This window comes from Streptomyces sp. NPDC002104, from assembly GCF_053593795.1.
This window is the reverse complement of sequence record NZ_JBSFDF010000008.1, coordinates 109,814-122,745: the sequence shown is the minus strand read 5'-3', so window position 1 is coordinate 122,745 and position 12,932 is coordinate 109,814. Positions and strand designations below refer to the sequence as shown.

Annotated in this window: 9 protein-coding genes; 6 read left to right on the top strand and 3 right to left on the bottom strand. The window is 69.2% G+C overall.

Annotated elements, in window-relative coordinates:
- Positions 1 to 128: 128 nt before the first annotated feature.
- Positions 129 to 2,462, top strand: a complete 2,334-nt coding sequence (locus ACWCP2_RS10040; RefSeq protein ID WP_450908098.1) for a heavy metal translocating P-type ATPase — start codon at positions 129 to 131, stop codon at positions 2,460 to 2,462.
- Positions 2,463 to 2,473: 11 nt separating this feature from the next.
- On the top strand, positions 2,474 to 3,394 hold the full coding sequence (locus tag ACWCP2_RS10035) for a GNAT family N-acetyltransferase (RefSeq protein ID WP_450908097.1): 921 nt from the start codon (positions 2,474 to 2,476) through the stop codon (positions 3,392 to 3,394).
- A 92-nt stretch (positions 3,395 to 3,486) separates the two neighbouring features.
- On the opposite strand, the gene ACWCP2_RS10030 is transcribed toward ACWCP2_RS10035, so the two are convergent.
- Positions 3,487 to 3,858 carry an ArsR/SmtB family transcription factor gene (locus ACWCP2_RS10030; protein ID WP_450908096.1) on the bottom strand — a complete coding sequence of 124 codons (372 nt, stop codon included), beginning with the start codon at positions 3,856 to 3,858 and terminating at the stop codon, positions 3,487 to 3,489.
- Positions 3,859 to 3,980: 122 nt separating this feature from the next.
- On the opposite strand from ACWCP2_RS10030, the gene ACWCP2_RS10025 reads away from it, so the two are divergent.
- Positions 3,981 to 5,279: an AlbA family DNA-binding domain-containing protein gene (locus ACWCP2_RS10025; protein ID WP_450908095.1), complete on the top strand. Its 1,299-nt coding sequence runs from the start codon at positions 3,981 to 3,983 to the stop codon at positions 5,277 to 5,279.
- Between the two features lie 21 nt (positions 5,280 to 5,300).
- Here the strand turns inward: ACWCP2_RS10025 and ACWCP2_RS10020 are convergent, their stop codons facing one another.
- On the bottom strand, positions 5,301 to 5,651 hold the full coding sequence (locus ACWCP2_RS10020; protein WP_450908094.1) for an ArsR/SmtB family transcription factor: 351 nt from the start codon (positions 5,649 to 5,651) through the stop codon (positions 5,301 to 5,303).
- A gap of 113 nt (positions 5,652 to 5,764) precedes the next feature.
- Here ACWCP2_RS10020 and ACWCP2_RS10015 point away from each other — a divergent pair, with 113 nt between their 5' ends.
- The 3 genes from ACWCP2_RS10015 (at position 5,765) to ACWCP2_RS10005 (ending at position 9,463) form a co-directional block, all read left to right on the top strand.
- Positions 5,765 to 7,132, top strand: coding sequence for an FAD-dependent oxidoreductase (locus ACWCP2_RS10015; protein ID WP_450908093.1), 1,368 nt, complete (start codon positions 5,765 to 5,767; stop codon positions 7,130 to 7,132).
- Positions 7,133 to 7,136: 4 nt separating this feature from the next.
- Positions 7,137 to 8,330, top strand: coding sequence for an MFS transporter (locus ACWCP2_RS10010; RefSeq protein ID WP_450908092.1), 1,194 nt, complete (start codon positions 7,137 to 7,139; stop codon positions 8,328 to 8,330).
- A gap of 74 nt (positions 8,331 to 8,404) precedes the next feature.
- Positions 8,405 to 9,463: an ArsO family NAD(P)H-dependent flavin-containing monooxygenase gene (locus ACWCP2_RS10005; protein WP_450908091.1), complete on the top strand. Its 1,059-nt coding sequence runs from the start codon at positions 8,405 to 8,407 to the stop codon at positions 9,461 to 9,463.
- 51 nt (positions 9,464 to 9,514) lie between these two features.
- Here ACWCP2_RS10005 and fxsT read toward each other — a convergent pair whose 3' ends face one another.
- Entirely contained in the window at positions 9,515 to 12,172 is a 2,658-nt protein-coding gene (gene fxsT / locus ACWCP2_RS10000) for an FxSxx-COOH system tetratricopeptide repeat protein (RefSeq protein ID WP_450908090.1), read from the bottom strand.
- Positions 12,173 to 12,932 lie beyond the last annotated feature (760 nt).

Sequence of the window (12,932 nt, the reverse complement as noted above, 5' to 3'; positions counted from 1 at the left end):
CCCTCAAACTCGCTCTCTTCGCCGTGGGGCTCGCGGTCTGCTTCGGGGCTTCCTTCCTCCTCGGCGGCGCGCTGCAGCCCCTGTAGCCCAGTCCGCTCCGCCCACCTATTCCAAAGGAGAGTGCAGTCATGGCCGGCACTGCCACGACGGCACCAGCCGTAGTCACGCTCGACATCGGTGGCATGACCTGCGGTGCCTGCTCAGCCCGGATCGAGAAAAAGCTCAACCGGCTCGACGGGGTGACCGCCGAGGTCAACTTCGCCCTCGAACGCGCCCACGTCAGCTACGACGACCGGCACACGCTGCAGGAGCTCCTCGACACCGTCGAGAAGCTGGGTTACAGCGCCGCGCTGCCTCCGTCGCCCCAGGAGGCCCAGGCCGAAGGCGGAGCCGGTGAGACCGCCGAAGAGGCGGCCGACCGCGAACTGGCCACCATGCGTCAACGCCTCCTGGCGTGCCTCGCGCTCACCGTTCCGGTCGTCGCCATGGCCATGATCACGCCGCTGCAGTTCGACAACTGGCAGTGGCTGTCGCTGACCCTGGCCGCCCCTGTGGCGATCTGGGGAGCCTGGCCCTTCCACTCGGTCGCCTGGAAGAACGTCCGCCAGGCCGCCGGCACCATGGACACCCTCGTCTCCATCGGCGTCCTCGCCTCCTTCGGCTGGTCGGTGTACGCCCTCTTCTTCGGCTACGCCGGCGTGACCGGCATGCAGATGCCGTTCCTGATGACGCCGACCCCGGGCCAGGGCCTGCACCACATCTACCTCGAAGTCGCCACCTCCCTGACCCTCTTCGTCCTCGCGGGCCGCTACGCGGAACACCGCGCGAAGCGCCGGGCGGGCAGCGCCGTACGCGCACTGCTCGAACTGGGCGCCAAGGACGTCACCGCCCTGCGCGCGGGCCAGGAAGTCAGCATCCCCATCGGCGAACTCCGCGTCGGCGACCTGTTCGTGGTCCGCCCGGGGGAGAAGATCGCCACCGACGGGGTCGTCGTGGACGGCGCGTCCGCCGTCGACGCATCGATGCTGACCGGGGAGAGCGTCCCCGTGGAGGTCTCCGAGGGTGACTCGGTCGTCGGAGCCACGGTCAACATCAGCGGTCGCCTCACCGTCCGCGCCGAGCGCGTGGGCGCCGACACGCAGCTCGCCCACATCAGCAAGCTGGTCTCCGAAGCCCAGGCCGGCAAGGCCCCCGTACAGCGACTGGCCGACCGTATCGCCGGTGTCTTCGTCCCGGTGGTCATCGCCATCGCTGTCGGCGTCGGCGGGTTCTGGGTCGGCAACGGCGGAGACGCCGTGATCGCACTCACCGCCGCCGTGGCCGTCCTCGTAGTCGCGTGCCCGTGTTCCCTGGGCCTCGCCACCCCCACCGCACTGCTCGTCGGCACGGGACGCGGTGCGCAACTGGGCATCGTGATCCGCGGACCGCAGATCCTCGAGTCCACCCGCCGTATCGATACCGTGCTGCTCGACAAGACGGGCACGGTCACCACGGGCAAGATGCGCCTCGTCGAAACGGTGTGCGCCGAGGGCACGAGCCGCGAGGAGCTGCTGACCCTCGCCGGAGCCCTGGAACACTCCTCCGAGCACCCCATCGCCACCGCCGTCACGACGGCCGCCCGAGAGGTGACCGTAGACCTGCCCCCGGCGACGGACTTCAAGGCCAGCGCCGGATTCGGAGTCGTAGGCACCATCGCCGACCGCGAGATTATGGTCGGCCGCCCCGGCTGGGTCGGCGAACGGATGACCGTTCCCGACGACCTCCGCCGACGCCTCACCGAGATCGAAGGCAGCGGCCACACCCCGGTCGGTGTCGGCTGGGACGGAGAACTCCGCGGGCTGCTCCTCGTCGCGGACGAAGCCAAGCCCACCAGCCGCCGCGCCATCGACGAGATGCGGAGCCTCGGGCTGAACCCGATCCTCCTCACCGGCGACAGCAAGGGAGCGGCCCGCCGTATCGCGGACGAGATGGGCATCACCGAGGTGGAGGCCGAGGTCCTGCCCCAGGACAAGGCCGCCGTGGTCCGCCGCCTTCAGGAGGCGGGCCGCAACGTGGCCATGGTCGGCGACGGCATCAACGATGCCGCCGCGCTCGCCCAGGCCGACCTCGGCATCGCCATCGGAGGCGGAACCGACGCCGCCATCGAGGCCAGCGACATCACCCTCGTCCGCGGGGACCTGCGCGACGCGGCCGACGCGGTCCGCCTCTCGCGGCGCACGCTCGCGACGATCAAGGGCAACCTGTTCTGGGCGTTCATCTACAACCTCGCCGGCATCCCCCTCGCTGCCTCCGGTGTACTGAACCCGATGATCGCGGGAGCCGCCATGGCTCTCTCCAGCATCTTCGTCCTGACCAACAGCCTGAGGCTGCGCGGGTTCAAGTCGTCCTCACGAGGCGAGAACACGACGAGCGTGACGGGACCCCTCGCTCAGGCGCACCGCAGCCCGGCGGCGGTCTCGTGATCGTGAGCTCCATGGGCCTGCCCATGGCGCTCATCGACGTCGACCAAGCACTGAACGGCCAGTGGCGCCAGTACGGGGACGCGGTGGACATCGTCCGGGTCCAGGACCCGCCGGTCGACGCCTGGCCGGACCTCCGGGAGGCGGGCTTCCTGCCCAAGCCCCAGGTCGTCATGTGGCGGGCGGAGGCGCTGGACTCGGAGGAGAAGTACCTCGCGGCTCTGTCGGGGAAGGACAGGTACGACATCAGGTCGGCCTACCGCAAGGTGGCGGAGGCCGACCTGCACGTGAGCACGGAGCCCCTCACGGTCCCCCTGCTCGACGCATTCATGGACCTCTACGAGCAGCAGGTCTCCGCCATGCGCAACGGCTTGGCGGTAGCCCTCCAGCAGCGACCCCAGATCCTGGCGGAGGCCGACACCTACCGCGTCGTCATCGTCCGCTCAGGCGACGCCCTGGTGGGCGCGTGCCTGAACCAGGACCTGCCGGCCAACGACGAGATGCGGGCACGCTTCTCGGCCGTGACGGCGGGCGGGCGCGGCGACAGCCTCACCCGGGTCCTGTACGCGGAAACCCTGCGGGAGGCGAGGCGCCGGGGCCGGCGCTGGGGGACCCTCGGCCGCGACATCAACCTCTACGGCCACGTGGTCAAGGCCGGCCTCTTCAGCTTCAAGGCCCGCCTCGGCTTCGTCGCCGTACCGGGACAGCTCGTCGAGCCCGGCAGCGGTTCGCACCAGGCCGACCGGGTGGTCCGCTTCGAGGAACTCGACGACCCGACCCTGCTGTTGTCGTACGCGGCGACGCCCGAGGAGGCGGCGTCCGTGGCTGCCCCCCTCTGGCTCAACGTGTACACCTCGTCCGAGAAACTGGACGTCCGCCCCTTCCGCGGCCCCGGTCTCGCCGGAACGAGGGTGCACCCCGTCAGCCGCCCCTGAGACCGCGGGCGGGCACCGTGAGTAATCCCCCGTACCGGTGCCCGCCCGCTCTGTACGGAGTTTCCCGGCAGGTGTGATGAGCCGGCGTCGGGTTAGGTAGGAGTGGGCAGCCCCAAGAGGGCGCCGAGGGCCACCAGCACGCTCTGGTCGATCCGGTAGTACACCCATGTCCGGCGACGCTGGGATGTCAGAAGTCCCGCCTCGCGCAGCTTCTTCAGGTGGTGGGAGACCGTTGGCTGCGATACGCCGACGTCGGCGATGTCGCATACGCAGGCCTCGCCCGCGGGGTGGGACGCCACGCGCGAGAGCAGCCGCAGACGGATCGGGTCGGACAGGGCCTTGAACAGGTTCGCCAGTCGCTCCGCGTCGAGGGCCGACAGCTCCGCGGAGATGAGGGGGGAGCAGCAGGGCACGACGCCCTGCTGTGAATCGGCAACCGTAGGAACCGCACTCGGGTTCGACATTCCTCTATTTTTGCATGTATCGAATCACGCCTGCAACGGTGTGGCGATGCTCCGTTGGGGTGGGGGCGGGAAAATGCGAAACCGGATGCACTCAGGGGGCGGGTGGCGTCATCCTGTGCATCATGCCGACATATCCGCATCGATTGTTCACGGCACCCGCTTCCGCCATCGACGCGGACATGGTGCGCAGCTTCCTCGACCTGCGGCTTGAGGAGAGCTTCACGATCGACTACAAGCGGAACCTTGATGCCGTCCCCGACACGGTCGCTGCGATGGCCAACAGCTACGGCGGCGTTGTGCTGATCGGCGTGGACAACGACCCCAAGGACCAGAACCTTCCGGGCCCCCTTCGTGGCGTGCAGCCGTCGGACAAGGACAGGCTCGTCAGTAAGATGGTCACGGTCTTCGACCCGCCCGGCTGGTGCCCTGACGTCATCCCCGTCACGATCGACGCGACGACGCTGTTGGTTGTCCGCGTCGACCCCGACTCGGTCCCGCGGCCGCTGCTGCACAAGGGCGCGGCGAAGGTCCGCGTGGACGGCAGGAACGACACGGCGGACAGGCGGCTCCTGAGGCTGCTCTTCCAGCAATCGGCGGACGAGGCCGCGGTGATGCCGGACATCGATCCGCGCTTCTCGCCCGACCGGCATCTCGCTCCGCAGCACCGGGACATCTATCGGCAGGTTCCTCCGGATGTCGTGATCCGCGCGTCCGCTTCGCGTTCGCTCGGGCGTGACGGAGTCCGGCGCCGGCTGCGAGGAAGCACCATCGAGGCGCTCATCTCCGCGCTGAGTGACCGGCAGGGGTTGCCCTACGGCTCCGCGAAGCATCTGCCTCCTGCGTTGGCGGGACTTGCCGCGCGGGTTCGCCCGGGGGAGCGCCTCAGCGCGTGGGAACTTGACACGCTTTACGGGAGTAGCCGATTCGTGCGGATATCAGCCGGTCACGGCGACCTGGCGGCTCCGCCCGCTCCAGCGGGAGTTCGGATGGAGTGCGCCGTCGGGCTCGAGGGCGGAGGCGTAGGCGTCGCTGTGCACTTCGACGTCTTGTATTGGCTCGATGGGCAGCGTCTCGCCGGGGACCTCTGGGTCCAAACCGCGTACGACGCAGTCGCGGCCCTCGTTCGCCGCGCCCTCCCTGCGCTGACGCAGGAGCTCGCTGGTACTGCCAACTTGGCCACCCCGCCGGTTGAACTGCACATCTCGTCGGGCTGGGCCGACCATTGGTCGCTGTCCAACTCGCTGAACACCGAGATGCTCGGTGAGCGCACCGGGGCGGGGGACTTGTATGGGGGCAGCGAGTACCTCACTGAGGAGCTCGTCGGTGTGGACGATCTGAAGGGCGCGACGCTCGAAGCCTTGGCCAATATCGCCCTGGACTGGCGCTTCCTTCGTCCTGAGTTCCCGGAGATCCACGGTTGATTGCGGCTTTCCAGGGGTGTGCTAGAGGGCGAGGAGCGCGGAGAGGGATGCCATCGATTCGGGGGCGACCCGGTAGTAGATCCAGGTGCCGCGTCGTTCCGAGGTCAGCAGGCCCGCCTCGCGGAGCTTCTTCAGGTGGTGGGAGACCGTCGGCTGCGAGACGCCGACATCGGAGATGTCGCAGACGCACGCCTCGCCGGCCGGGTGGGAGGCGATGCGGGAGAACAGCTGGAGGCGGACGGGGTCGGCGAGGGCCTTGAACATCGACGCCATGTGTTCGGCGCCGTCTGCGGAGAGGGCGCTGGAGACGAGTGGCTCGCAGCAGGGCGTCGGTGCCACCGCGAGGGTGTTCGCCGGTCGAGGGTTCGACATTTGTCTATGTTGACATCCATCGATGTTCGCGGCAAGCTGGAAGCGATTAGATATCCGTCTAATCAGTGGAGGGGGTGGCACCACTCCCGCCGACAGCGAAGGACAGAGCTCCGATGGCCAACATCGATGCCGCTTCACTCCCCGTCGTCATCATCGGCGCCGGCCCTGTGGGCCTTGCCGCCGCTGCGCACCTCGTCGACCGGGGTCTCGAACCGCTGGTTCTGGAGGCCGGGTCCGCGGCCGGCGCGGCCGTCCGCGCATGGGCGCACGTGAAGTTGTTCTCCACCTGGGGCGAGGTCATCGATCCCGCCGCCGAGAAGCTGCTCGCGGCGACGGGCTGGACCCCGCCCGACAGGGAGAGCTACCCGACCGGTGGGGACTGGGCCCAGTCGTACCTGGCCCCGCTCGCGTCGGCCCTCGGAGACCGTGTCCGCCTGGACACCACCGTCACCGGCGTCTCCCGAGTCGGCCGCGACCGCGTGGTCGACGCCGACCGGAACGAGCAGCCCTTTGCCGTGCACGCCGTGACCGGCGACGGAACCGAGCTCCGGCTGCTCGCCCGTGCCGTCATCGACGCTTCCGGGACCTGGTCCCGTACCAGCCCCGTCGGAGGCAACGGGCTGCCGGCCCTGGGCGAGCGCGCCAACGCGTCGCGCATCGTCTACCGGGTGCCCGACTTCCGCGATCCCGCGGTCCGCAGCCGCTATGCGGGCCGGCGTACCGCCGTCGTCGGCAGCGGGGCCTCCGCGTTCACGGCGCTCGTAGGCCTCGCAGACCTCGCGGGGAGCGAGCCCGGTACGCACGCCCTGTGGGTCGTACGCCGTGGCGTCACCTCCACGACGTTCGGAGGCGGCAGCGCTGACCAGCTTCCCGCCCGCGGAGCCCTCGGCGGCGCGGCCAAGGCGGCCGTCGAAGCCGGACACGCCGACGCCGTCACGGGCTTCCGTACCGCTGAGGTGCGGGCCAACGCCGACGGCACGCTGACGCTGGTCGCGGAGGACGGCACCCGGACCGAACCCGTCGACGAGGTCATCGCGCTCACGGGCCTGCGCCCCGACCTCTCCTTCCTCGACGAGCTCCGTCTCGACCTCGACGAACGCCTCCAGGCCCCCGTGGGCCTCGCCCCGCTGATCGACCCGAACGCCCACTCGTGCGGCACGGTCTACCCGCACGGGGTCAAGGAGTTGAAGCACGGGGAGAAGGACGTGTACCTCGTCGGCATGAAGTCCTACGGTCGCGCCCCCACCTTCCTCGCGATGACCGGGTACGAGCAGGTCCGCTCCATCGCCGCCGCGCTCGCGGGCGACCACGAAGCCGCCGAACGCGTCGAGCTCACCCTTCCCGAGACCGGTGTGTGCGGTGGCTCGGGCCTCTTCGACGAGCCTGTCGAGGAGAGCAGCGGTGGTGGCTGCTGCGGCCCCACGCCCGTGACCCTGGAGATCGCCCCGCTGGGGCTGGCGGGCCGCACCGTCGGCAGCTGACCCGGTGCGACCCGTCGCAGCCCGGCCGCTCGCCGAGACCCAACGGCGACCGCGCCGGGCGCTCTGGGCCCTGTGCATTACGCAGATCACGAGCTGGGGGATCCTCTACTACGCCTTCCCCGTCCTAAACCCGGAGATCGCGGCGGCGACCGGCTGGTCCACTCGCGTGACCACCGGAGCGTTCTCCGTCGCGCTGATCGTCTCCGCGCTCACCGGGATTCTGGTGGGGCGCATCATCGATCACCGAGGTCCCCGCATCCTCATGACGGCCGGATCGATCCTGGGCAGCGCGAGCCTGGTCCTCATTGCCACGGCACGGTCGCCGATCGCCTTCTTCGCCGGCTGGGTGGTGGCGGGGGTGGCCATGGCGGCGACCTTCTACCAACCCGCCTTCGCGGCACTGACGCGGTGGTGGGCCCCGGACCACATCCGTGCCCTGACCCTCGTCACCCTCGCGGGCGGCCTCGCCTCCACCGTATTCGCTCCCCTGACGGCCGCACTCGCGGACCGCCTGTCGTGGCGGGGCACGTACTTGGTCCTTGCCCTGGTGCTCGCGGTCGTCACCATCCCCACCCACGCGATCGCCCTCAAAGCGACCTGGCCCAAGGCGACCGTGCTTCCGGGGGCGAGCCCCGGCGCCGCATCCGACATCGCCCGCAGCCGCCGGTTCCGGATGCTCGCCATCGCGCTGACGCTCTCCTCCTTCACGGCCTACGCGGTCATCGTGGCGCTCGTCCCGCTCCTCGTCGGGCGGGGCTTCTCTCTGGCGGATGCAGCTTGGGTTTTAGGGCTCGGCGGCGCCGGGCAGACCCTCGGTCGACTCCTCTACGCCGGCTTGGCGCGCCGAACGGGCCCGACGGCCCGCCTCACCACCCTGATCGCACTCAGCGGCCTCGCCGCCGCCTCCTTCGCCGTGTTCCCGGGCCCCTTCCCGCTGCTCGTCGCTCTCTCCGTGGCGGCGGGAATGGTCCGGGGCAACCTCACCCTCGTCCAGGCGACCGCCGTGGCCGACAGATGGGGGACGGAGCACTACGGGCGGCTCTCAGGGCTCCTCGGCGTGCTGCCCTCCTGCGCGAGCGCGATCGCCCCCTTCGGCGGCGCCGCGCTCGCCTCCGCGCTCGGCGGCTACCCCCACCTGTTCGCCCTGCTGGCCGCCGTAGCAGCATGTGCAGCCCTGGCGGCCACCTTGTCGAAGTAGGCTGCCGCGGCACCACCCCACGACCCCCGCCCCCGTCGGCGGAGTACCATAACCCAGGAAGGGAACACCCCAACATGAGAAGGCAGTTCGACGTCGTGGTGATAGGCGGCGGCCAGTCCGGTCTGGCGGCCGGCTATTACCTCCGCCGGGCAGGACTCAGCTTCGTCATCCTCGACGCCGAACCCACCCCCGGCGGAGCCTGGCAGAGCGCCTGGGACTCCCTGCGCCTCTTCTCCCCGGCGGCCTACTCATCCCTCCCCGGCCGTCTCATGCCGCCCCAACCCGGCGAGACCTACCCGGAGGCGGCCCACGTCGTCGAGTACCTCACCGACTACGAGCAGCGTTACGAACTCCCCATCCACCGGCCCGTACGCGTCACCGGAGTGCATCGCGACGGCGAACTCCTCCGTGTGGAGACCGACTCGGGAGCATGGCAGGCCCGGGCGGTCATCAGCGCCACCGGAACCTGGTCCCGTCCCTTCCTGCCGGCGGTGCCCGGCCGCGAGGCCTTCTCCGGACGGCAGATCCATACGGTGGACTACCGCAGTCCGGACGAGTTCACGGGGCAGCGTGTCATCGTCGTCGGCGGCCGCAACTCGGCCGCCCAGATAGCCGCCGACCTCGCACCCGCCACACACCTGACCTGGGTCACCCTGCGCGAACCCCGCTACCTCCCCGACGACGTCGACGGTCGCGTCCTCTTCGACGCCGCCACGGCCCGCCGCCGTGCCCTTGAAGCTGGCCTCCCCGACACCGGAGGGGTCTCCGCGCTCGGAGACATTGTCGCCATACCGCCGGTACGCGAGGCTCGGGACGCGGGACTGCTGAAGGCCACGCCGATGTTCCAGCGCGTCACGCCCACCGGAGTCGCCTGGGCCGACGGCATGACCGCCGACGCCGACGCGATCATCTGGTGCACCGGCTTCCGCCCCGCCCTCTCCCACCTGTCCCCGCTCGGTCTACGCGGCCCCGACGGCCTCATCCCCGCCCAGGGCACTGAGGCCCAGGGCGAACCGCGCCTCCACCTCCTCGGCTACGGCGACTGGACCGGCCCCGCCTCGGCAACCCTCATCGGAGTCGGCCGCCCGGCGCGCGAGGCCGTGAAGGCGATCACCGAAGTTCTGCACGGGTAGACGAGCGATGTAAATATGTCGGAGACCGACACTCCAGACGGTCCCGGACTCTCAGAGGTCTTGAGGAGCTGACCCGCTGGTGCCGAGGGCATCACGGGCTGCTGCCAGGTTCTCCGCCACGAGGCGAGCTGTCGGATGGTCGGCGCCCCACATTCGTTCCAAGCCGTTCAAAGCGTGTTCGTACAGCGGGATGGCATGATCCAGATCCTCCACGGCCTGGTAGACACTGGCGAGGTTGTTGCAGCACGTGAGCGTTTCGAGATGGTCGATGCCCCAAACTCGCTCCATGCCGTTCAGAGCGTCCTCGTAGATGGGTATGGCGATGTCACATTCATCCATCGCCGCGTAGGTGTCAGCGAGGTTCCTACGCGCGATGAGCGTGCTGGGTGCGTCGGTTCCGAGCACCCTTTCCATCTCGATCAGACCGTGCCGCAGGAGCGGGATGGCCCGTTCCGGATCGCCCAGTGCGTAGTACGTGCTGGCGAGGTTGTTGCGGGCGACGAGCGTGGTGGGTGCGTCAGCTCCCAACACCCTCTCCATCTGGATCAGACCGTGCTGCAAGAGCGGGATGGCCCGCTCCAGATCGCCGAGAGCGTAGTAGGCGCCGGCGAGGTTGTTGAGTGCGACGAGAGTATTGGGCGAGTCCTTTCCGAGTCGCCGCTCCATGTCGGCCAGGGTGGTCTCGAAGAGGGGGACGGCACGGTCCACGTCCCCCACAGCTTGGTAGGCGCCGGCGAGGTTGCTGCGAGCGGCGAGGGCATCCGGCGAGTCCTCGCCTAGCACTCGCTCAATGTCGGCCAGGGTGGTCTCGATGAGCGGGATGGCGCGGCCCAGATCACCTGCCGCATGGTAGGCGTAGGCGAGGTTCCTACGGGAGGAGAGCGTGGTTGGCTCGTCTCTTCCTAGCACTCGCTGCATGTCGGCCAAGGTGGTCTCGAAGAGCGGGATGGCGCGGCCCAGATCACCCACGGCTTGATAGGCGCTGGCGAGGTTGTTTCGTGAAATGAGCGTGACGTGTGCGTCTGCCCCCAACACGCGAGTCCGGTCAGCGAGAACGCGCTCGAACAGGGGGATGGCGCGCGCGACCTCTCCCGCCGCTGTGTAGGCGTTGGCGAGGTTGTTGCGGGAGACGAGGGTGAGACGGTCGTCCTCTCCCAGTACTCGGATGGCGTCGTCCAGAGTGCCCTCAAGGAGCGGGATTGCGCGGCTCAGGTCTCCCGCCGATGAGTAGGCGTAGGCGAGGTAACTTCGAGCAGTGAGCGCATCGGGGTGGTCAACGCCCTGCACTCGCACGGTGTCGTCCAGGGTCGCCTCGAAGAGTGGGGTGGCGCGGGCCAGGTCTCCTGCCACCGCGTAGGCGCTGGCGAGGTTTCTTCGGGAGACAAGCGTGTCGGGCGCATCCTGACCCAGTACCCGTTCGCGGCAGTCGATGGCACGTTGGAGGTACGCGATGGCGCGTCGGCTCTGTCCTTGATAGGCGAGGAAGGGTCCCGTGCGGTTGAGTACGACGGCGGTGGTTGCGAGATCCGTCGAGGGTGCTGCATGGCAGGCAAGGGCCTCGACGTGGGGGAGCAGGGTCCGCAGGGCCGTCCCCTCGACAGGCTCCTGCCAGTCTTCCGGGATGGCGGATGCAAGGCAGGCGGTGGCCCGCTGGAGGGCAGTAGCGACGTCTTCGGGCTGGCGGTGGGGGTCCTCGGCATCGGGGGTACGGGCAACGGCCTGCACCAGTCGGTGCGCGGTTAGGGTCCTGCTGTTGGCGTTGATCATGCTGTAGGCGGCCAGTCGGCGTACCGCCTGATGAACGGCCGGTGGTGCACCGAGGGGGTCGAGTAGGTGACGGGGGATGCCTTCGGGGGCGTACCAGGCCAGGATCCGCAAGATTTGCCCCGCGAGGGGAGTGTCGATGATGCGGTCGAGGGTGATGCGCCAGATCCGGGCTATGGTCCGCTCGCTGTCACGTCCTTCCCCTGCCTCCCGGTACATGTCAGCCGGGTAGTCGGCGAGCAAGCGCAGGTAGGCACGGGGATCCAGTCCGGACTCCGCGATGTAGGAGGCGGCCTGTTCGACGGCCAGCGGGAGATGGCCGAGTTCCTCGCACAGCTCGGCGGCACCGTCCAGGGTCGAGGTACGGCCGCTGCGGTTGAGGATTCGGGAAAGGAGTTCCAGTGCCTCGGCGGGGGTGAGGACGTCGAGGGGGACGGGGGTGGCGATGTCGTGCCACCCCGAGGCGCGGCGACTGGTGATCAGGATGCGGCCGGTAGTGGCGCGAGCAGTCAGGCGTGCGATGTGGTCGGGATGATGAACGTTGTCCAAGATGAGCAGCCACCCGCGGTGGGTGGCGAGCCACTGCACGGCCCGCTCGGTCAGCTGGTCCTGTGGGAGTTGTGCGAGTGCTGGCTGCAAGGCCGCTGCCAAAGAGGCCAGACCCGCCTCGACACCCGCCTCGCTATCAGCGGTTATCCACCAAACCGGATTGTCCGTGTTGATGCGGGTAGCGGCCCAGTGGCTGGCCAGCGCACTCTTGCCAACCCCTCCCAGACCGTGCAGTGCCTGCACCACGGCTGTCCCCGCACCGTGAAGTACAGCGTCCAACAGATCCAGCTCTCGCTGGCGTCCGACAAAGGAGGCATGCCGGACAGGCAGGTTCACCAGACCGTGTGGGGCGTCGACCTCGGCCGGTGGGCGCAGTTCCTTCGCAGGTACCTGCACGATCGTCAGGTTGTCCCCCGTGATCGCGTTCCCAAGGAAGGCGCCACCCGCAGTGTCGATCGCGATCGCCCGATCACCGGATGCGATCGTAGCCCGCGTAGTGTCGCCTTGACGCTGGGACGGCTGGGCGGAGTTGTTTCCGGACGGCCACTTCACAAGCGGGGGCGGTTGTTCGAGTCGTCGCCCGTGTCGGCGTTTCCGACGAGGCCGTCTCCGAGGGCAATCGAGCGTTCGCCGGCAGCCACGACCGACCCAGGTTGGGCTGGGGGCGCAATGGATCCAGGGCTGGGCAGGGGCGTGGCCCGAGCTGCTGGCGCGGATGGCCGACCGTTGTCGCCTGTTGACACGTTCCCCTGGACTCGCCCGATGATGGCGATGGATCGCGCACCCCGCGCCTCAGCGCTTCCGGCCCTGAGGCTGTTGCCGGAGGCGAAGCTCTGCCCCCACATCACGGCCAAAGCGGCTACCGCCGCGCCCATTGCCGATGCCACCGCCCACCGCGCGCCGGCGTCCTTCACCAGCGACGGCAACACCCACAGCCCACACGTCACCGTTGGCACTGCGAACGCTGCCGCCGCAACTATGCCGGCCACCAGCCAGCGCATTCCACGCCCCATCAACGGCTCCCTCATTCGCATGCCTGACGTGTTGTCACCACACTGCCAGGAGGCATCACGTCTTGTATGACGAACTATGAGGGACTGCCGTTGCAGGGGAGCGTGGATCAGTTCCTTCTGCCTGCTTGACGAAGAACAGTGAT